Annotated in this window: 16 protein-coding genes and 1 pseudogene; 5 read left to right on the forward strand and 12 right to left on the reverse strand. The window is 38.1% G+C overall.

The features are described 5' to 3' along the window. Positions 1-131: 131 nt before the first annotated feature. The 4 genes from ACQKNS_RS03095 to ACQKNS_RS03110 all read right to left on the reverse strand — a co-directional run bounded on the left by ACQKNS_RS03095 (position 132) and on the right by ACQKNS_RS03110 (position 4,419). Positions 132-1,466 carry an MFS transporter gene (locus ACQKNS_RS03095; protein ID WP_427641138.1) on the reverse strand — a complete coding sequence of 445 codons (1,335 nt, stop codon included), beginning with the start codon at positions 1,464-1,466 and terminating at the stop codon, positions 132-134. 205 nt (positions 1,467-1,671) lie between these two features. After that, on the reverse strand, positions 1,672-2,385 hold the full coding sequence (locus ACQKNS_RS03100; protein WP_427641139.1) for a FadR/GntR family transcriptional regulator: 714 nt from the start codon (positions 2,383-2,385) through the stop codon (positions 1,672-1,674). 590 nt (positions 2,386-2,975) lie between these two features. Beyond that, the gene (locus ACQKNS_RS03105) at positions 2,976-3,392 is read right to left on the reverse strand and encodes an SRPBCC family protein (protein WP_427641140.1); all 417 of its coding nucleotides are present in this window, start codon (positions 3,390-3,392) and stop codon (positions 2,976-2,978) included. Positions 3,393-3,408: 16 nt separating this feature from the next. Next, the gene (locus ACQKNS_RS03110; RefSeq protein WP_427641141.1) at positions 3,409-4,419 is read right to left on the reverse strand and encodes an aldo/keto reductase; all 1,011 of its coding nucleotides are present in this window, start codon (positions 4,417-4,419) and stop codon (positions 3,409-3,411) included. Between the two features lie 508 nt (positions 4,420-4,927). Between ACQKNS_RS03110 and ACQKNS_RS03115 the strand changes: the two genes are divergently transcribed. Both ACQKNS_RS03115 and ACQKNS_RS03120 read left to right on the forward strand, forming a co-directional pair. Beyond that, complete coding sequence (locus tag ACQKNS_RS03115) at positions 4,928-5,272, forward strand: winged helix-turn-helix transcriptional regulator (protein WP_427641142.1); 345 nt, start codon at positions 4,928-4,930, stop codon at positions 5,270-5,272. A gap of 405 nt (positions 5,273-5,677) precedes the next feature. Next, entirely contained in the window at positions 5,678-5,884 is a 207-nt protein-coding gene (locus ACQKNS_RS03120; protein ID WP_427641143.1) for a LysR family transcriptional regulator substrate-binding protein, read from the forward strand. Positions 5,885-6,039: 155 nt separating this feature from the next. On the opposite strand, the gene ACQKNS_RS03125 is transcribed toward ACQKNS_RS03120, so the two are convergent. Continuing rightward, the gene (locus ACQKNS_RS03125; RefSeq protein WP_427641144.1) at positions 6,040-6,798 is read right to left on the reverse strand and encodes an SDR family NAD(P)-dependent oxidoreductase; all 759 of its coding nucleotides are present in this window, start codon (positions 6,796-6,798) and stop codon (positions 6,040-6,042) included. A 148-nt stretch (positions 6,799-6,946) separates the two neighbouring features. Here ACQKNS_RS03125 and ACQKNS_RS03130 point away from each other — a divergent pair, with 148 nt between their 5' ends. Continuing rightward, positions 6,947-8,197 (forward strand): helix-turn-helix domain-containing protein, encoded by a 1,251-nt coding sequence (locus ACQKNS_RS03130; RefSeq protein ID WP_427641145.1) that lies wholly within the window; start codon positions 6,947-6,949, stop codon positions 8,195-8,197. Positions 8,198-8,616: 419 nt separating this feature from the next. Here the strand turns inward: ACQKNS_RS03130 and ACQKNS_RS03135 are convergent. From ACQKNS_RS03135 to ACQKNS_RS03145, 3 genes and pseudogenes are all read right to left on the reverse strand, one after another. Beyond that, positions 8,617-9,005 (reverse strand): annotated as a pseudogene (locus tag ACQKNS_RS03135) (recombinase family protein); the annotation flags it as partial. 11 nt (positions 9,006-9,016) lie between these two features. Then, the gene (locus ACQKNS_RS03140) at positions 9,017-9,835 is read right to left on the reverse strand and encodes an ABC transporter ATP-binding protein (protein WP_427641146.1); all 819 of its coding nucleotides are present in this window, start codon (positions 9,833-9,835) and stop codon (positions 9,017-9,019) included. A 517-nt stretch (positions 9,836-10,352) separates the two neighbouring features. Continuing rightward, positions 10,353-12,404 (reverse strand): helix-turn-helix domain-containing protein, encoded by a 2,052-nt coding sequence (locus ACQKNS_RS03145; protein WP_427641147.1) that lies wholly within the window; start codon positions 12,402-12,404, stop codon positions 10,353-10,355. 134 nt (positions 12,405-12,538) lie between these two features. Between ACQKNS_RS03145 and ACQKNS_RS03150 the strand changes: the two genes are divergently transcribed. Together ACQKNS_RS03150 and ACQKNS_RS03155 are read left to right on the forward strand one after the other, a co-directional pair. Continuing rightward, the gene (locus tag ACQKNS_RS03150) at positions 12,539-13,768 is read left to right on the forward strand and encodes an MFS transporter (protein WP_427641148.1); all 1,230 of its coding nucleotides are present in this window, start codon (positions 12,539-12,541) and stop codon (positions 13,766-13,768) included. 12 nt (positions 13,769-13,780) lie between these two features. Next, entirely contained in the window at positions 13,781-15,235 is a 1,455-nt protein-coding gene (locus tag ACQKNS_RS03155; protein WP_427641149.1) for a M20 family metallopeptidase, read from the forward strand. Between the two features lie 533 nt (positions 15,236-15,768). On the opposite strand, the gene arcC is transcribed toward ACQKNS_RS03155, so the two are convergent. The 4 genes from arcC to fdrA are packed head-to-tail and all read right to left on the reverse strand — an operon-like array spanning position 15,769 to position 20,684. Continuing rightward, a complete protein-coding gene (gene arcC / locus ACQKNS_RS03160; protein WP_427641150.1) occupies positions 15,769-16,728 on the reverse strand; it encodes a carbamate kinase in 960 nt (319 codons plus the stop codon). Then, a complete protein-coding gene (locus ACQKNS_RS03165; RefSeq protein ID WP_427641151.1) occupies positions 16,725-17,627 on the reverse strand; it encodes a DUF2877 domain-containing protein in 903 nt (300 codons plus the stop codon). The genes arcC and ACQKNS_RS03165 overlap by 4 nt, the downstream gene beginning before the upstream one ends. A gap of 16 nt (positions 17,628-17,643) precedes the next feature. Then, positions 17,644-18,900 carry a DUF1116 domain-containing protein gene (locus ACQKNS_RS03170; RefSeq protein WP_427641152.1) on the reverse strand — a complete coding sequence of 419 codons (1,257 nt, stop codon included), beginning with the start codon at positions 18,898-18,900 and terminating at the stop codon, positions 17,644-17,646. Between the two features lie 38 nt (positions 18,901-18,938). Beyond that, positions 18,939-20,684 carry an acyl-CoA synthetase FdrA gene (gene fdrA, locus ACQKNS_RS03175; protein ID WP_427641153.1) on the reverse strand — a complete coding sequence of 582 codons (1,746 nt, stop codon included), beginning with the start codon at positions 20,682-20,684 and terminating at the stop codon, positions 18,939-18,941. Between the last annotated feature and the right edge of the window lie 18 nt (positions 20,685-20,702).

Genomic DNA, 20,702 nt, shown 5'->3' on the forward strand with positions numbered 1-20,702 from the left:
TAACTCATCAAGGTAAGGTGGTCCTACCACAAAATCGATTAGTGAGGTAAGGTGGTCCTACCACAATAATTGTTATTATCGTAACATTAACTTTCTTTAAATTCAATCTATTTGGATTAATATTATATGAACTAGGCTCCAATTTTTTTATTGAAATTAATAAATAAAGATGCCAAAGCTAAAGTTAATCCAAAAAAAACAAATAACAGAAGAGCAATAAAATATGATCCAGTTAATGAAATGGTAAACCCAATAACAATTGGTGTCACAATGCCAGCAATATTACCTGCAGTATTCATGAATCCTGCAATTGTACCAACATGTTTACGTTGTGAGATAGTTGCTGGTATTGTCCAATACAGGCCAGCCCAACGTAAGAAAAAGAGTGCCGTAGAGAGTAAAACGATAACTCCTATTAATGAGGTCGCAACTCCTAATCCTAATAGTAAAATACATATGGCCGTCATAAGACCTCCGATAAACAACAATGAACGCATTACCGTATTATCTTTTCCGCCTTTAGAACGCCAAAAATCCGCAAGCCAACCACCAATTAATTCACCAATAACACCAAAGCCAAAAATGATTAAAATTGAGCTTCCAATGATTTTAATGTCTAAATTTTGAGTTTTCTCTAAATAATTGGGTCCCCAAGTCATTAGCCCATAAAAGACTGTATTTAAGGAATAATATCCAATACACATAGCCCAAAAATTCCGACTTTTAAAATAATCGGATATTTTGATCGCTGATTTTGAATCTTGAATATCCAAATTATATTCTATTTCTAAAGCGTTCTTGATATGTTCTCTTTCTGCATCATTCATCCGTGAATTCGTCTCTGGAGTTCCTTTAATTACCTTCCAGACCACCCAGCTAACTATGATTGTAAGTATCCCCGCACCGATCAATGCCCCTCTCCACCCACCAAACCATGCGATGAATGCAATAATAACCGGTCCGCCAATTGCAGTACCAAGTGAAGAACCACTATCAAGCAAAGTTGCCCCTCGTCCTCTTTCTTTAGACGTTAACCAAACAGACTGTAATTTTGCCCCGCTTGGATAAAGTGGAGCTTCCGCTATTCCAAGTATTACCCTCAAAAAGATTAATAGCTTACTCCCGTTCACAAATCCTGTCAAAGTTTGTACGATTCCCCATAATATAGAGGATCCAATGAGTAATTTATCAGGTCGGTATCGATCTGCAATCCAACCGGATGGAATTTGCATTAAAGCATACCCCCAAAAGAAGGAACTTAAAATAATTCCTACTATAGCAGGGTCGAGTTCTAAATCCTTTTGAATAAGAGGCATCGCAATAGATAAAACAGCGCGATCTACATAATTAATCGCACACAGAACAAGGAGCATAATGAACACATGCCAACGAACATTCGTTGGTTTCCTATACTCCGTTGCAGTCACTTTCAAAGGCTCTAATGAACTACTCTTTTTTTCTAACATAGACTACATCCCTTCTCCCCTTCATTGTGATACCGCTTACAATGTTAAATAATGAAAATTATCTCCTCCTTAACTAGGAAATAAAGGTTAAAAAGAAATAACCCTAAAAGTTAGAGGATAGGTGGTCCTACCACAAAACCCTTAGGGCAATTGTATCATATTTCCTTTACAATTCAATAGTTTATTTTCGCTAATACTAAACAACCTAACTTTCTTGATCTAAAGCATTTTTATATTTCTTCACACTCTCTAGGTGTGTAATCACCGCTTTGCGTGCACGATCCGGATCCATATTTTTAATCGCTTCGTATATTTTTTTATGTTCATCCATAGCAAGCTTATCTTGACCTGGTATCATTAATGCATCCGTACGAGACTCATTTAATCCATGTATAATGGAATCAGAAATAAGGCTTAACGTATGAACCATCATGGAATTGTGACTCGCTTCCGCTACAGCCATATGAAATTCAAAATCCTCAACAGCTGCAACTTTCCCTTTCTCAAAGCAATCTTCTAATTTATCCAATGCGTATTTTATTTTTTCTAATTCTCTCTTGCTTCTTCTTTCAGCCGCATAATAAGCAGCTTGACTTTCGATACTTTGTCTGAGTTCAAGTAATTCAATAAGTGATGAATCTTCGTTTTCTAGTAACGAGTTTAAAAGCCGGAATAATTCTTCTTGCTCGTTTTTGGCAAAAAATACTCCTATTCCAGGTTTTACTTCTACCACCCCTTTTGATTCTAAAACACTTATGGCCTCACGTACAACTCCACGTGATAGAGAAAATTGTTTTGCTAAATCTCTCTCGGGCGGGAGTTTATCCCCCGGTAAAAAATCTCCATTTTGTATCGCGCTTTTTATTTGCTCTATAACAATTTTAGAAGCTCGATCTTTCTTAATAGGATTAAAACTCATAATTCACCTCGATATAATACTCTATCAATTAATAAAAAAAGGTAAAAGATTGCACATTTTCCGGAATGACCTCTATATGACTACATATAAAATCTTAGATACGTATGTGAAAAATTATAACATATATTACTCTAATCCTAAAGCTCATTAAGGATTAGAAGCCATAAAGCAGACATTTGTCGATTCATTGGCACTGCAATTTTGAAATCCATTTCTTATAAAGGATCTTATGTCACCAGCCTTTTTGGAAAGATGATCTTCGATTCTTTTACAAAATTCATCCATTCCAGTCTATCCTATGTTTTTAAAAATTTTTTTAGGTACCATTCTCTTTTAAGGGCACTCATTATACAATTATCCTCCCTGTTTTTTAAGGGTGTATGAATATGTATATAACGCACATTTAATAGTTCATATAGTGTCCTCCAGGAAACAAAAAAGGGTGTTTCAAAGCCGAAAATCCGACTTTGAAATACCCCATTGTCACTTGTTAAATATTTCAGTTTAGAGATATCCATAGATTCAAAATTAATCTCAATCCGTCCTCCAGTCTGGACATCTCAACCTTGAAACGGTTTGCATCCAAATGTTCAATCCAGAAATGCTTTTTGCAATGCCTCTAGGCCATCCTTGTAGATCCCATGGAACAGATTAATTGCCTCTTCATCACTAACTCCTACAGGCGTGAAACTGCCAGACCACTCTACCAACGATGATTTACCATCCGTATCTTCTTTAACATGGATTGTAGATAAATAATCCGTAACCGGAAATGGAGCTTTCATAATTGAATATGTGTAGTAACGCTCCTTGTCGTTAAATGCTTCTAAACGTTCTACAATCGTATCGCCATCAGGATTAGCCAAATGACGTACACGTCCCCCTTCAGTTACTTTACTGCTAGGGATATAAGGTAACCAATCTGGAAGGGAATCAAAACCTCCAATTAATTGCCATACTTGTTCAGGCGAAGCAGAAATTTTAATTGATGTAGTAGTCTTTGCCATATTTATTAATCTCCTTTTATTTAACGTTGATTGGTAGTGGTGCATAAGGTGATACCAGTCTTTGTTCGAGCATTTCTTCCCAGAATGCTGCAGGGACCACTGTATCCAATGCAGCTTTGTCTTCTGCAATTCGCTCAGGTTTACTAGCACCGGGAATAACAGCAGCAACCGCCGGGTTAGCCAGTGAAAACTGTAAAGCAGCAGCCTTGATGCTGATTCCGTGACGATCTGCAATATTTTTGATTTTATTAACTTTTTCAATAATTTCTGGTGATGCTTTTTGATATTCGAAGTGAGTACCTCCAGCTAGAACACCTGAGCTATATGGACCACCAACAACAATATCCATATTGTGTTTTTCAGCTGAAGGCATGACTCGTTGCAACGCACGCTCATGGTCTAATAATGAATAACGACCAGCTAGCAAGGATACATCTGGCTTCGCTTCTTCCAAGTCCAGCATGAGCTCAATTGGTTCTACCCGGTTTACTCCCAGTCCCCAACCTTTAATTACGCCTTCTTCACGTAAACGTGTAAGCGTACGGAATGCTCCTGTTCTGGCAGCTTCAAATTGTGTAAGCCACTCATCGCCATAAAAGTCTTGCGCGATATCATGAATATAAACAAAGTCCAGACGATCTGTTTGTAAACGTTTCAAACTATCCTCAATAGAGCGAAGGGTTGCATCCGTGCTATAGTCAACGATGATTTTATTCTTACGACCGAATTCGAAAAGTCCCCCTTTTTCTCCTAAATCACGTGCAGATGGATCTTCCAGTTCATCCGAAATGATTCGACCTACTTTTGTACTTAAAACGTAATCATTACGATTTATTTTCGATAGTGCTTCACCAAGACGAATCTCCGCTAAGCCCGCTCCATAAAATGGAGCTGTATCAAAGTAACGAACGCCACTCTCCCAAGCAGTATCCACTGTTGCGATTGCTTCTTCTTCTGGGATATTACGATACATATTACCAAGTGGTGCCGTACCAAAACCAAGTTTTCTTTGCAGTATATTTCTCATTTAAGGTATCCTCCTAAAATTCATTTAAAAAATGATTGAATTGATCATTTCAATAAATGACATTTCATCGTTTGACAAAATGCATAAAGAGTCAAAAAGTACGCACTTTAAAGTATGATAGACTCATTTGCCTCTTACACACGTTATTATGGTGTATATCAAAAACTATGGGAAGTACGCACTTTAAAGTGGTATAGGTACAAAAAAGTAATATAGAGTTTCAGGTAACATTCTACTCATTTGCTTCTTACACACGTTTTTATGATATATATCCAACATGAAGATAAGTACGAACTTTTAAGTAGTATAGGCACTAATAAGTAATATAGATACTTTTTGGTAATGTACTATTCGTATGCCTCTTACTTATGTTAGTATGAAACAAATTCAACGCATTAAAAAGTACGCACTTTTAAGTACTGTAAACACTAAAAAGTAACATTTCAGGTTTTTAGCTTGTTTTGCTCAAAGCTGAAATTATCTAAAATTATCAAAGGAGATTCCTATAATGAAGAAATACAATATTCCTGTGGAAGCAACTTTAGAGGTGATCGGCGGTAAATGGAAAGTCGTTATCCTTTGTCATTTAAAGACAGGCCAAAAGAGAACATGTGAATTAAAACGTTTAATGCCTGGTATAACACAAAAAATGTTAACACAACAATTACGTGAACTAGAAGAAGACGGTGTTATCCATAGAAAAGTATATAACCAGGTACCACCGAAAGTAGAATATTATTTAACTGATTACGGTTGGTCTTTAGATTCCATACTAGATTCCCTTTGTAATTGGGGAGAATGTCATCTCGAAAAGAATGGGAACACATCCATGCTTATTACAGTAGATGAATAATAAAAAGGCAAAAACGAACATACTTCTGTTCGTTTTTGCCTTTTTAATCCTTCCATGACTTACTTACCAATTTCCATTTCTTTTTTCAACCGGTCTACAAAATGATCATTGATGTAATCCTGGATAAACTTATCCTTTTTTTTAAAATCGCTGTCTTTTCTAAAAAAACCACCCTCTTAAGGCATTGATTCTCAGGCAAGTTGGTCCAAGCCTGCTTCGCCTCCTCTTCCAGTGAACTTTCAATCTTTCTCTGGATCACCACCGCTTGAAAGCTTTGGTTCTTTCTTCCATAAATGTGCTTTGGGTAAGCTGTTTAGTAACTGTTTATCGTTTAATTGTGAATTTACACTTGTTGACATTCTAAATCACCCTCTGCCAAGTACAGAATGATTGGGAGTTCATTATATGATTTTAGAAGCATTTTCAAAGGCTCAACTTCATCCGAACATTATTGCCGAGTGCTCTGATATCTCCCTTTTATTAATTTTAGTCGTATCTGATTTTGGAACAGCCATTGTTCCAAAAACTGTAATTAAACAACATAAAAACTACAATATCCAAGCTTACAAAATTAAAGATACAGAGCTAACTGCTTCAACTGGGTTAATTTAGTGAAGAATCATTATCTATCAAAAACCGCTCAAAACTTTGTTAACCTTTTAACAGCACACATGAATGATTGAGTCAGGTTTTAAAAAATAAAGTAGGGACAGTCATGACTGCCCCTACTATTAAATGGGAAGAACCCTACTCGATGTTTTTATTGACTATAAAGTTAGCCCGCCATCTACAAGAACAATTGAACCGGTCATATAGCTTGCTTTATCTGATGCTAAGTAAGCAACCATTTCAGCGAGTTCTCTCGGATCAGCATAACGACCCATTCTCATATTGGAAACCTCTTCTGGAACGTATCCACCTTCTGCAAACTGAGCTTCAACACTTGTTGTTAATGCTGTTTTCACACCGCCAGGACAGAGTGCATTTATACGAATTCCTTTTTTCGCATATTCTAATGCAGCACCCTTGGTTAAGCCTACAACCGCATGTTTGCTTGCAGAATATACAGCTACACTGTGTTCAGGACGAACCCCTGCAGTAGAAGCAGTATTAATAATAGAGCCACTTCCTTGCTCCTCCATCACTTTTAACACATATTTCATTCCAAGGAAGACCCCTTTTACATTGATAGACATAATGCGGTCAAATTCGTATTCTTCTACTGAAGTGAAAGGTGCGAACTTTTGGATAACACCTGCATTGTTGAAAAATATATCAATACGTCCATATGTTTCGACAGCTTTATTTACATAACTTTGCACATCTTCAGTTTTCGAGACATCGGCCTGGACGAAGATGCCTTCTCCACCTTGCTCTTTCACAAGTTTTAACGTTTCTTCCCCTGTTTCCTGATTGAAATCGACTAATACAACTGTTGCACCGTTACTAGCAAGTTTCAAACTGCTTGCTCTTCCGATTCCACTTCCTGCACCAGTTATGACAGCAATTTTATTTGATAATTCCATGTTTAATTCCTCCCTACTTATTCTTCTTACACGAATCATTTTATGGCTTGTTTAAAAATATTTATTGTATTATCTTACGAATAATAGTACATATTAACTTTAAAAATAGACCGAATAAAAAAAAATTTGAATGGAGTTTATAGAATAGATGGAAATAGCCATACAAGATTTACAATATATATGTGAGCTTATTTATAAAGTTCATAAAATACCTGTTTATTATGTCAATCAATTTGGTAAGATTGAATACGAATTTTCAAGTAGAGACTTACGGGATCATCCATATTACTGCTCGTTCAAAGAGCAGATAAGTGTGTATACTTATGAAGATAATCCAAATGATTTTCCTATATTCTTCTCTAATTCAAATTTGAAATTTTTCTTTGTCAATCTAAAAAAAACGAATCTATTTTTAGGTACCATTATTTTAGGCCCTACCCTTGAATCAGAAATATCTGATGAAATGATTAGCAAGATCATAGATGCTTTTAAAGGAAATCTTAATAAAAGGAAACTCATTGAATACTATCATTCCATCCCCATTATTGATAGTCAACAATTCCTATCGATTAGTCTATTAGTTTATTATTTGACGTACCATAAAAAGCTTGATAAAACGATGGTCATCCAAAACAATGAAGCGTTGACCCTTGATATGATTGAATTAGAGAATCCGGATCTTGAGCTTTCAAAAGGGAGAAGGAATTTCATTTTTCATTCCAATCTTTCATATGAACGGGTTTTGCTTGATTATGTAAAAAACGGACGTATAGATAAATTAAAGGATATCTTCGATTACTCTATTATCGGTGAGGCGGAATTAGGATTATTATCGAAACGAAATCGCCTAAGAAGTGAAAAGAATTTAATGATAACTGGAATTGCTCTTGTTTGCAGAGCAGCTATTGAAGGTGGTTTAAATGATGAAACTGCCTTTACCTTAAGCGATTTCTATATTCAACAACTCGAGGATTTAGGAAGCTTAAAAGCAATATTGAAATTAACGGAAGAAGCTATAATGGATTTTACCAATCGTGTGCACCAATTAAATGAAGAAAAATATTCTGCAACAATAACAGCTTGTCAACATTATATTTATGACCATCTTTATGACGATATCACACTTGATCACCTTGCACAAATGTGTCGTTTAAGCCCAAATTACTTATCATCACTTTTTAAAAAAGAGGTTGGTAAACCAATAAGTGAATACATTCAACGGCAACGAGTTGACGAAGCAAAAAAGCTATTACTTTTAACAAATTATTCGATTTCAGACATCAGCACATGGCTAAATTTCAACGACCAAAGTTATTTTATAAAAATCTTTAAAAAATATGCAGGTTTAACCCCCAGGCAGTTTAGAAATGATCATTTTTCCAATCATAAATCGACATAATTATATATAAATGAAAATTTGAGCAACAGATCAAATTGGGGTCCCCCCGCAAAATGCGAATTTACAAAGGTAAGGAAAATCCAAAATAAAAAGCCCAATTTTAGCATTAAAATTGGTGATTTCTCTATTGATGGGAAACTGCTCCCGAATATCAATTACATTATCAGACCAGTTATAGCTTTAAAATAAAGTTAATCAAAAACTTTCAACAAACCCATATTCTGCGGAACAAAAAAGAATCCATTGATCAATCTTTTTATCAAGACCTAAATTATAAAAAAATGAAGACAAGCACATATTAGGCCCAAACCCAGCAACTGACTACTAGGCCCATAACCAGCTTTACTGTAACCAGGGGCAAAGTAGCCAATAACAATAACCATACGTTTTTTCTACTCTGCCCCGATTCATGTGCCTTACTAGTTACCTTTCTGTTGTATCTTACGATACAATGTCATACGAGAGATACCAGCTTTTTCAGCAGCATCCGTCCGGTTCATTCCCTGTTCTATAAGATATAAGGCGTAATTAATTTTTTCCTCATCAGCTTTTGGTCTTCCAGGAAGTTTACCTCGCTTCTTTGCAGCCAGAATCCCTTCCTTAGTCCGTTCAGAAGTCAGATCCCTCTCAAATTGTGCAATTCCAGCAAAAATAGTAAATAACATTTTCCCATGTGCTGTTGTTGTATCAAGCCAGGATTCTTTTAAGCTCTTTAGATGTGCTCCCTTTTTGGAAATGAGTTCCGTGATTTCACTGAGATCCTAGAACAGGATAGGCGAGTTAGTTCTGTTACAACAACCGTATCTTCTGATACTGGGTTTATTTTTTATCAGTTAATAACAGGGATTTAATCCGGATCCAGGGACGCTCATTCTCCCATTCTACTTTGACTGGGACACGAAAGGTCTTTTCCAATAATGATTCGGTTAATACGTCCCTTTTTTCTCCTTTATCCATAACGTTCCCCGCATTGATCAACATAGCATGGGTTATAGATGGTACAATTTCTTCAATATGATGTGTAACATATAAAATGGTTGGACCGTTCGGTGCAGAAGTCATATCTTCAATAGATGTTAACAGCTCTTCCTTAGAGTAAATATCCAGTCCATTGCAAGGCTCATCTAAGATTAATAATTGCGGTGAAGACATGAGGGCCCTTGCAATCATCACTTTTCTTTTTTCACCTTGAGAGAGTGTGTGGATAAATTGGTCTGACAAAAATTTGATTCTGAATTGATCAAGTAATGCTTTTGCTTTCTTTACATCATCCTCTGTAATTTCCTCATATAATCCAATTGAAGCAAATTTTCCGCTTAAAACTACTTCAAGTGCTGTATCATTTGGGCGTGACTGATACTCCTGATCTAATGAAGAACTGACCCAGCCGATGGATTTCCGAAGTTCTGGAAGATTCGTTTTTCCAAAAAGATTTCCTAAAACGGACACTTCACCACTATTTGGCCATTGATAACCTGTAATCATTTTTAAAAGAGATGTTTTCCCAGATCCATTTAGTCCTAGAAGAGCCCAATGTTCCCCTTTTTGGACCTCCCATGAAACCCCATTCAATAACAGCTTTCCATTTCGTTTCCAGATAATGTTTTTAAGTGAAATGATGCTTTTCGTTCGACTCACTTTTTCTCCTCCTTAAGGTATTAAAGCCTTTTGCAGACGGTTTTCCCCAATGTTCAATATTTTTAAAATGTTTCCATGGTCCTTTGCTACGTTAATAGACGATAACCAATGTCCCCTAGCAATCAGGGTTAGTGTAAAAAACAAATTAACTGAATAATATAATTATACTTACATTTTAATATTTTAAAATATAGGTCCTATCTTATAGAGCTCCAATTCGTAGACAAAAAGGTTTCGGAAAGTAACCGAAACCTTTTTAATTTTTTTAAACAGATATATAGAATAGTGATTTTTCCTATGTTATTTAGGTATTTCTTGCTCTTCAAAAGTCCTGTTGGCTACCGTCTTTACATTCATCTCAGAGAAAAAGGTGATCTTTTTACAATGATTGAAGTTTGCAGGACCTGCAAGCTGTTACCAGCCAGAATTCAAGTGAACCCTTACCCTCGTTTGTTACAAAAGCAAAAGCTCTCTTACCTGCATGCTTATCAAACTGTTAATAGCAATATTGCGGTAGTCAAGTTAATGAGACGATTGAATTTCTTAAATAACATGCAAGTTGAACTTTTAAAATGTCTTCTGGATTCGAAAAGGAAATTTGAAGCTTGTCTTCGATTCTTTTTAGCCTTTGATATAAAGTATTAACATGGATATGCAAAATTTTGGCTGTTTGTGTAGCTTGACGGTCGTTCTCCATATAGGCAAGCAGGGTTTGTTCTAAATCCAAAGCACCGTCTTTATCAGATTGGAGGGGATTAAAAACTTCATTTACAAAAGAGTTCAAGTCATCAATGGGTTGGTTAACAAAAAGATGATTGATGCCAATATCCTGATAATTCACGATACTTTTAAGCTGCCTCGAAATCAGAAAAGAAAGGGCTTTATCCGCTTCGGAGTAACTTTTTGCTATATTCTCCATACTTGGATAGCAGGTACCCATCCCTATTTTTAGCGATTCTTCATGCACATTAAGCCAGTTGGAATGAATAAGCGCTATTCTCTTTTTTACATAACCTTGATCTGCAAAGTTATTAAATTGGCATACCAACGTCACTTTATTTCCATAACCAAAAACGAGTGAAACAAATATTCCTAAATGCCTTTTAATTTGGGCAATTAGTTTGTGCATTTGCATATGAACAAAATGGAAATCTGCATGAGGATGTAGATGAATGACGATCGCCATATAATAGGGATGATCATTAATTCTAAGCCCAATGGCCTTCTTTCGTATCAGGTTATATTCGCGGCTCTGAATAAAATCATTGAATAGATCATTTGTTTTTTGATAAAAAGAATCCACTAATGTTTGTTTTCTGATAATCTCCAATGCAATTACTGAGCTTGCCTGTTCAATAATCATTTTGTTTAAAGGAAAAAGGTCATCTTCCTCCATTTCTACGGCCATTATTCCAATTGGAACATCAATAGCAATAATAGGGTGAATGTACAATGACTGACTATTATAGGACTCAGTAAAATAAGATTGAGTTGGTAATTTTGTATTTATTTTTATCAGCTCTGAAGGAAGCTCCACTTTCCATGGGGTTGGACTTGAATATAATTGATCATCTGTTAAATCTACTATCAGTAATGGATGGTTTATCATCTTTTTTATTTCATGTGCGATTTTTTGTAACCCTTTACTTTGAAGTGACAGTTTTATTAAAGAATTGTGTATGGTATCTCGTTGAATTAAAAGATCATTTTGTTTTTTTAGATCTTGGTATAGCTTCGAATTTCTTAAAACAATAGAAACCTGATCGGAAAAACTTTCTAACAGTTGTTGATCATCTTTCGTTAAAAGAGGATATAGACCATTTTGGTAGACGATCAAAACACATAAAGTACTCTCCTCAACCTTTATTGGAACGGAAATAATGGATTGTAAATCGTCAAATTGGACAGAGTTATACAAATGAAAAAGATTACCTGGTGAAATATTAGAGGATTCTGAGAGAATACCCTCTTTATTTGTAAGAATAAAGGATATGTTACCTTTAAATGTTTTCCCGATAATTCCCTCCCCCACCCTCATTCTCATTTTCCCGATTTCTTCATTAGGACCGCCTGTCCATGCTTTTGGAAAAAGCACGTCTAAGCTTGGTTCGTATATCCATAGAACTCCCATATTCGCTACAGGGATGACAGATAAGGCATTTTCTAATATTTTTTTTAACAGGTCATCTAAATCTTCGTGTACGGATATATCACGGATGCTCTCCATCATTTTGTTCCTAATATATTTTTCTCTATCTAGCATTATCTGCAAGTAATGTAAATCGATGATTGGTTGAAGTTTTTGCTTGCTTTCGATTTTTAATACGGATGATTTGCTGAGCCTGAGGACAATGGTTGTATGATTGGCGTAATGATAGTAAATATCGGTGTAATTTTCATGGGTGCGTATTGTTTCATGGAAAAATCTTTCTGGTACGGGTGTTTCTTTGTCAACATGATGAGATAACACAAGTGAAAAATCTAATCCATTTAGGCTTTGCCACAGCTGAAAATAGGAAAGGCAACAGTCCCCCACTAAAAATTGTTTGATTTGCATCAATGTGTCCACTTTTTATAACCTCCATAGGAATATGTAGACCTACACATAGTTTATGTAATTATTATATAGATTCAAACATTGTTTGAATAGTTAGAATTTTCTATACTAATACAGAACTCAACTAATTTGCTAGGGGGAATTATATGGTATCTAAATTGTCGCAGAACTGGAAGTATGTCATTATCATCTTGCTATTTTTAGGATGGTCAATTGGAAACTTTGATCGATTCTTTATGAATTATGCGATTTTAGGTATTTCAGAGGATCTACATTTAAGTGCCTCCCAGACTGGAATTGTTTTAAGCAGCTTTTTTGCAGGTTATGCCTTAATGCAAATTCCCGGTGGATGGCTCGCAGATCGGTTTGGTTTCCGAAAGATCATTATCATGGCTGTTTTTGCTTGGTCCGTTTTCACGATTTTGTCAGGAATGGCATGGTCCTTCATGTCCTTAATCCTCATTCGATTTCTTTTTGGACTTGGGGAAGGCAGCTTTTTTCCATCTGCGTCAAAAGGTATTGCGAGTTGGTTTCCACAAAATGAACGGAGCCGTGCCATGTCCTTCATGCTCACCTCTGGGACGATTATGGGGGTTATCACACCAATCATTGGTACCCAGTCCATGCAAAGTATCGGTTGGAGAGCAATCTTTTATATTGCGGGAGCCATTGGTATTATATTTGCCTTCCTCTATGTATTTTTCATAAAAGAGCGGAAAGGTTCAACTGTAGGAAAAAGTGAAAACCCTTCCAACAATAAAGCACCTTTAAGAGAAGTGTTAAAAACTCCGATTATCTGGAATCTGTTCATTGCCTATTTTGCCATTTATGCCGTGCAATGGGGATTAATGGCGTGGATGCCAACTTATTTAGTAGCGGAACGCCATCTCGACTTAACATCGGTCGGGTATATTTCAGCTATTCCAGCATTTGCAGGAATTATTGCCATGATTATAAGCGGCTATGTTTTGGATAAATTGCCTGAAGGGAAAGACAAGGTAATTGCGGCGGTATTTGCCGTATTAACGGCGGTTTTTCTATATTTAATGGCTTATGCGCCCAATATAGCCATGTTTACTGTCTATCAAAGTGTTGTTACGGTATTCATGTCGTTTAATATTATTCTGATCATCTCATCTCCATTAAAAATGTTATCAGAAGAAGTTGTAGGTACGGCAAATGGGTTCATTAATACCGGTGCCCAATTCGCTGGTGTTCTGACTCCGATGTTAATAGGATTTTTAGTCGATGCTTTTGACGGCTCTTATACAGTTGCTTTTATCATGCTGATTATGTTTGCTCTATTGTGTGCGGGATCTTTATTCTTAATTCGCTCTAAGAAAGAGGTTCCTTCTTTCAAAAAAAATGCCATGTAGGAGATGGGAAAATTGACTACTCTAACAGAAAAAATTACAAATTTAATAGATACTAAACGCACCTTGTTTACACAGCTAAGTGATCAAATTTGGGAATTTGCAGAAACCAGATTTGAGGAATTCCGTTCAGCTGATTTGCTTAGCGAAGCAATGGAAAAGGAAGGGTTTACCGTAAAAAAAGGAATAGCTAGTCTTGAAACAGGTTTTATCGCCTCCTATGGATCTGGTCATCCGGTCATTGCGATTCTCGGGGAATATGATGCCTTGGCAGGGCTAAGCCAACAAGCGCGCAGCAGTAAATCTGAGCCCATTAATAAAAATGGAAATGGCCATGGCTGTGGACATAATTTGCTGGGAGTGGGTTCCTTGGCTGCAGCCATTGCGGTGAAGGATTATTTGATGGAAAATAAGCTTGGTGGAACCGTACAATACTTTGGCTGTCCAGCTGAAGAAAGTGGATACGGGAAAACCTTTATGGCAAGAGACGGTCTTTTTAAAGAGGTTGATGCTGCCTTCTCCTGGCATCCTTCAACCATGAACGCTGTCATGAACTCCACTGCCAATGCGGTCATCCATGCACACTTTAAATTTAAAGGGAGAAGTGCCCATGCCGCTGCATCACCTCATTTAGGAAGAAGTGCCCTAGATGCAGTCGAACTTATGAACGTTGGAGTCAATTATTTGAGAGAACACATGATTGATGAGGCTCGGATACATTATGCTGTAACCAATACAGGAGGATTGGCTCCAAACGTCGTTCAGGCTGAGGCAGAAGTGACCTACTTAATCCGTGCACCGAAGCCAGATCAAGTAAAAGAGCTGTATGACAGGGTGGTTAACTGTTCCCGCGGGGCGGCTCTTATGACGCAAACGAAGGTTGATTACGAAATTCAAGGGTCCTGCCATAATTTAATTCCTAATCTGACCCTTGAAAAAGTGATGCACCAATATATGCAGGAAATAGGCGCTTCTCTTGCTTCTGAACAGGATATAAACTATGCAAAAACAATCTATGAAACGTTGACTGACGAGGAAAAGCGTACGGCAGCTTTACAAGTGGGGAAACAAGGAGCTTCTCGATTAGCAGAACGACCGATTGCCGACTTCATCGTTCCTTTTTCTGAAAAAGAAACATTTATGGGAGGTTCTACAGATGTTGCCGATGTTAGCTGGAATGTTCCAACCGCACAATGTGTTACATCCACCTGGGCGTTTGGAACACCCTTTCATACTTGGCAGGCCGTTGCGCAAGGGAAAGAAGGCTACGCCCATGATGCCATGTTATTGGCTGGAAAGGCAATGGCATGTACCGCTATTTCGGCTCTTGAAAACCCAGAATTACTTGATCATGCTAAAAAAGAGTTAGCGGAAAGACTCGACGGGGAAACGTATACCTCACTAATTCCCAAAGAGCTTACCCCTCCGAAAAATAAACAAGAGGGTATCAAACAAGAATTGTTATATTGATAGTTTGATAAAGGGAAAATAACGAAATCATTTAGATGCATTACTGGTACCATAAGGTAAGGCATTTTTGTAAAAATAAATAAGCCTATTCGAGATTTGTTCTCGAATAGGCTTATTCCAAATAATAATGGTTTCCCACTACTTCCCCCTTTAAAAAAATAAATTAGGAAGGGGCACTAATCTCTCCCTTTACTACTTCCACAATCTTGCCAACCCCCTGATTCTGGATACTTTTCACAAAGTTTTTTTCAATTCCCTCAATTAACTCCCAAATAACCCCGAAATTTTTCGAACAAAAATCATTTGTAAATAAGATTAGATATACTCAGTTGGCCAATAATTTATCCCAACTTGCACTACTCAAGCTAAACATTTCAACTTAGGTTAGGGACTTTAATCCTTATGGCGATGCACCGCCAAGCGAACAAAAGCCACGTTTTTTCAATTCAGTAAAACAATTGATTAACTAAGAAAACCTACAATCCACTATGCATCGACAAGTGTACACGAGCAGTGACTCGCATCGAATGTTCTTATGATGATTTTCTCATTATTTCTTTGTTTACAATTCTCGTTCCAAGTTCTCCTTTTAGAGCCGCGTCGGCTTTGTCAAGGGAGCAGATGATGGATGTGCCTCCGAATTCGGCGAATGCTATGGCGGATTCTACTTTAGGGCCCATGCTGCCGGCGCTGAATTGTCCTTCAGCGTCATAACGCTTCATTTCGTCTAAAGAGATGGTTTCTATCGCTTTTTGGGTTGGCTTTCCATAATTGACAAAAACGTTATCGACATCGGTAAGGATCATAAATACATCAGCCTCGACTTCCTGTGCGAGCTTAAATCCGCTTCGATCCTTGTCAATTACGGCTTCAATCCCGACCGTCTGCCCATCATCATGTTTCACCACCGGAATGCCGCCTCCACCAGAAGCAATGACAATTTTTCCTGCCTCTGTTAACGATTTAATCACTTCAGTGCCAATAATTGATTTCGGCATTGGCGATGGAACGACCCGTCGCCATCCTCTTCCGGCATCTTCCTTAACGACCCAATTTTTTTCCGCTGCTAATTTCTCCGCTTCTTTCTGGCTGTAAAATACACCAATCGGCTTTGTTGGATTTTTAAAAGCTGGATCTTCAGGCGATACCTCCACAGCCGTGAGCAAAGTTACTACGGATTTCTTTATTCCAAGCTTCTTTAGTTCATTTCTTAATGACATCTCCATCATATAGCCAATGAAGCCCTGAGTTTCAGAGCTGCACACATCTAAAGGAAATGGCGGAACGACCTCCTTCGCTTCCTCATTTTGCCGCAAAATATTTCCTACCTGAGGGCCATTTCCATGGGTAATAATCACCTGATTGCCATTTTGGATGATTTTCGAAATCACCTCACAGCTTTTACGAATATTATTTAGCTGGTTTTCATAAGTGGCTTTTTGTTTTGGCTGCAAAATCGCATTTCCGCCTAATGCTATGACAACTTTTTTCATATAGAAATTTTCCTCCTTAAGGACAATAGTCCAATGAACATGCCGAATGCAGTATCAAAGCCGGAACTGTGCCCGGTTGAAAGCAATTTAAATAACTTTGCTTCAAATTCAATGCTATGGCTAAAAAAGACAGCTTCAGCCGCTTCCTTCACGACCGAACTGTATTCATTCCCCAAGGCATACAATAAAAATTCTCTGCTTACATCTGTGGTGATGATATTGTTCAACAGAATGCTTTTTAGTGCCTGCCGAAAATCAGCTGAAAAAAAGTCAGCGATAGCGTCGACTGAAAGTAAACCAATCAGTAAATCATCCCCTGAAGGAGTTAACCCTTTGCCGCGGCCTAAGAAAAATTCGAGGCTAAATGTAATCGTCGTGCTGTCCCTGCTAAAAACTGCATCCATTAATTGCAGCAACTGTTTTTCGATATTTACTGCCGGTGCAACTCCAGCGAAAGTTTCAATCAAATGTTCAATATTTACGTCGAGCCCGCACTGGTTATCGTTATTGAGCAAAGTTTCCAGTAAACAAACCAAATTATTCTCTAAATGATTGCTTTTAGTCGTTTTATAGACAAGCCGATTGGAATATTCTGAACCACCGACTAAGGATATTTCAATGCTGCTTAAAGGGAAATGTAGGCTTTGCGATTCTCCTTCCCAATATACAGGTGCGTGGCGCATCATTTGATTTACAACAAAACCAGCATCCTCATCGTTAATATGAATACCAAAAGGGATCTGTCCATTTTTTTTATTTCCAATAAAAATAATCGAATCACCCATTTTGATATTAAAGCCGTTCTGGAAAGTACTATGAACAGCTCCTTTTGCATGCTTTTTTAGAAGGAGAGGAATGCATTGGTGGTATTCCTCTCCGAAATAAACTTGTTTTAGCACGTTGATGACAGGCCCCTTAAATCAAAACATGCTTTTTCGCATAGGCTTCAATTGCTTTTTCGAAGCAGGCTAGGGGTGCACGGACTGTTCCTGCTCCAACTTGACCAACGCCGGCTTTTTTGTGTGCGATCCCTGTGTTAATAACTGGCGTAATACTAGTTTCTACTACTTTGCGGGCATCAATTCCGAGGCAGATTCCTTGGAAATCCCACGTTGGTACGGTGAAGTTTGGATTTTGATCAATACAGATTTCCATCATTTCATTGCTTGTATTTAGCGCGCTGTCAAATCCGCCTGTCCCGACAAAGCGAGTAACTCCAGGTGCTGCAATCATTGCCATGCCTCCGACACCAAATGCTTCGGTAATCGCGCTGTCACCGATATCTGGGTTAGCATCTTCCTGACTGTAGCCTGTAAAGAACAAGCCTTGAGGAGTATTAACCGGTGCTGTGAACCATTCGTCACCCATTCCGCTGATGCGAATGCCAAACTCTTTCCCATTTCTAGTCATTGCCGTTACAACGGTACCCTCTTGGATCGTTCTCGCACCATCAAGAATTGCTTTACAAATGGCCATTGCAACATTCAGGAAAAATTGATCGGTGTTAGCTAAAAACTGAATAACCTCTAGACGCTCTTTTTCGTCCACATCTGCCTGCAAAATAAATGGACTTACTTCTTTTAAGAAAATAAGGGATGCTGCAATATTCCGTTGATGAAATTCGTCTCCCATCGTTACAGCCTTGGCAATCATAACATTCAGATTGAGACCCTCTTCCGTTAGTTTTAACGCTTTGGAAAGAACAGGTCCTAACACATCGCGCATCCATTTAAGGCGTGTTACAACCTCTTCAGAGTAAGCACCAAAGCGAAGTACCTTACCGATTCCCTCATTCATCGTGCAATACGCGCGGTTTCCTTCTGAGCGGTTTTCGACAACAAGGACAGGCATGTTGGCTGATGTTATCCCGCCCATTGGCCCGACTGCATTCACATGATGGCATGGAATAAATTGAATTTCGCCTGCTTTTAACATTACAAATGCTTCCTCTTCTGTTTGCGCCCATCCTTCAAAAAGAATCGCCCCTACACAAGACCCCTGCATCGGGCCGGTCATTTCTTCATATTTAATCGGCGGGCCTGCATGAAGTAAAACTTTTTCATTTAATTCATCGATAACTGTTTTAGCTGGAACAACATCCACTAAGAATGGGGATGATCCTATGATTTTGCTTAGCACTGCTTTATTAGCTTCATCAATTGTTTTAAACATATCTTTTCCTCCTAAATAAGAATCTATTGTCCTCAAATTTATTTCAATAATGCTAAAATTTTACGCATTCTTTCATTACCGCCGGCAACAGGTCTCCAATCAAATTGCACCACTTGGCCGCCATGATTTGTAACTGCCTGGGTAAACTTCTTTAGACCGACGTTCACAATTGCAGGCTTTTCATTTACTAGCTTGCTAATTTGATCTGAAACAAGTAACGATTCTTTCTTTTCTAGTGTTCCCACTGGATGAAATGCTCGTTTTGTTCCTGGAACCTCAATATTTAATAGTTTTAAAGTTGTTTTTATGGCTTGAACATTGCTTTCTCTTACAATTACTCCGGCACTTTCAAGCTTTGTCTTTTGCTCCTGATAGTCTTGCGGGTCTTTCTCAGTTCCGCAAACGGTGGCAATAAAATAAAGGTTTCTTCCGTTTGCAGCGGCTTCGTCCTTCGCAGCCACTATGGCTGGTAAAAGAGCACCCGCCATATCGTCATGAGATCCGTACCCAAGAACCACATCCAATAGGATAATAGCGGTGCACTCATCCTTCGCTGCCTCTTGAATAAACTGAATTCTTGTATCAGGATCGATCATTGGATGCGGCTTTCCTTGTGTATATTTGTCATCACCAAGGTCAATTACTTCATGACCATTCACCTTCAATAAATAGCCTTCTTCATGGATTAAGCCTCGCAGTCCTAATGCCTCGCTAATAAACATAGCTGCTTCTGCGGCAAGAGTTCCTCCGGAAAATAGTCCTTTAATCGCTGTTTGTTTAGCTTTAAGTTCAACAGCTGGAAGCGAAATACTATTTTCTGAATTTAAGCCTGTCAGTTCATTTCCATTTGCCAACTGAACGGATAAGACAGCTGTTTCTTCAAGAGTCCCTGCATAGATGACATGGCCTTCCTGCTCTGCAGGCTTTTCCTCCATAAAAAGAGCGACCACTGGTTTCGAGACACTGCGCAGTAATTCAACCACCTGATTTCTAACCCCTTTTGCTGGTTGCTTCGAAATAATTGTAATCACCTTGGTGCCGCTATGATTCTCTAAAGCTCTAATGCTATCCATCATTGTAATTGCACCAATCGAATTGGATAAATCACGTCCCCCTGTACCAATCGCATGGCTTACGCCGCCGCCAAGCCGGTCAATAATCGTCGTTACCTCCTGTATTCCAGTACCGGATGCTCCAACAATACCGATATTTCCTTCAGTGACAACATTGGCAAACGCTAACGGAATCCCTGAAGCGATTCCAGTACCGCAGTCAGGCCCCATAACCAATAGACCTTTTTCATGGGCAAGCTTTTTCAAACGTAGCTCATCCTCTATTGGGACATTATCGCTAAATAAAAAGGCATGCAGTCCGTTGTTCAGGGCTTTTTCTGCTTCCTCTGCTGCGTATTGGCCAGGAACAGAGATAATTGCCACATTTGCACCTGACAATGTTTTCATTGCTCGATCCCAGGTGCGGACCGTTTGAAATTCCTTCGCACTGCTGCTGACAGCCTGATTTTTCAAGAAACTATCAAGTTCAGCCAGAACTCTCGCCACTGTTTCTTCAGAATCAGCATCAACAACAATACACATATCATTTGGCTTTGCCTCTTCCAAATCGATTGTATAAAGTCCAGTATTTTTAAAAATGTCGAGGTTCGCAGATGTACCCATCATGACAGAGATTTTATTTACGCCTTCCATTGCGGAAAGCCTGTTGGTTAAAAGCATTAAGTTAACAGAGTCTTGATACGAATTTTCCTTGATAATGGTATGAAGCATACTTTGTTACACCTCTTT

It is taken from the genome of Peribacillus sp. NPDC094092, assembly GCF_050279365.1.
Taxonomy (GTDB): Bacteria; Bacillota; Bacilli; order Bacillales; family DSM-1321; genus Peribacillus.

Excerpts from the sequence above, each read along its gene's own strand:
- ACQKNS_RS03095 (WP_427641138.1), bottom strand. The coding sequence starts at position 1,466 with ATGTTAGAAAAAAAGAGTAGTTCATTAGAGCCTTTGAAAGTGACTGCA.
- ACQKNS_RS03100 (WP_427641139.1), bottom strand. The coding sequence starts at position 2,385 with ATGAGTTTTAATCCTATTAAGAAAGATCGAGCTTCTAAAATTGTTATA.
- ACQKNS_RS03105 (WP_427641140.1), bottom strand. The coding sequence starts at position 3,392 with ATGGCAAAGACTACTACATCAATTAAAATTTCTGCTTCGCCTGAACAA.
- ACQKNS_RS03110 (WP_427641141.1), bottom strand. The coding sequence starts at position 4,419 with ATGAGAAATATACTGCAAAGAAAACTTGGTTTTGGTACGGCACCACTT.
- ACQKNS_RS03115 (WP_427641142.1), top strand. The coding sequence starts at position 4,928 with ATGAAGAAATACAATATTCCTGTGGAAGCAACTTTAGAGGTGATCGGC.
- ACQKNS_RS03120 (WP_427641143.1), top strand. The coding sequence starts at position 5,678 with ATGATTTTAGAAGCATTTTCAAAGGCTCAACTTCATCCGAACATTATT.
- ACQKNS_RS03125 (WP_427641144.1), bottom strand. The coding sequence starts at position 6,798 with ATGGAATTATCAAATAAAATTGCTGTCATAACTGGTGCAGGAAGTGGA.
- ACQKNS_RS03130 (WP_427641145.1), top strand. The coding sequence starts at position 6,947 with ATGGAAATAGCCATACAAGATTTACAATATATATGTGAGCTTATTTAT.
- ACQKNS_RS03150 (WP_427641148.1), top strand. The coding sequence starts at position 12,539 with ATGGTATCTAAATTGTCGCAGAACTGGAAGTATGTCATTATCATCTTG.
- arcC (WP_427641150.1), bottom strand. The coding sequence starts at position 16,728 with ATGAAAAAAGTTGTCATAGCATTAGGCGGAAATGCGATTTTGCAGCCA.
- ACQKNS_RS03170 (WP_427641152.1), bottom strand. The coding sequence starts at position 18,900 with ATGTTTAAAACAATTGATGAAGCTAATAAAGCAGTGCTAAGCAAAATC.
- fdrA (WP_427641153.1), bottom strand. The coding sequence starts at position 20,684 with ATGCTTCATACCATTATCAAGGAAAATTCGTATCAAGACTCTGTTAAC.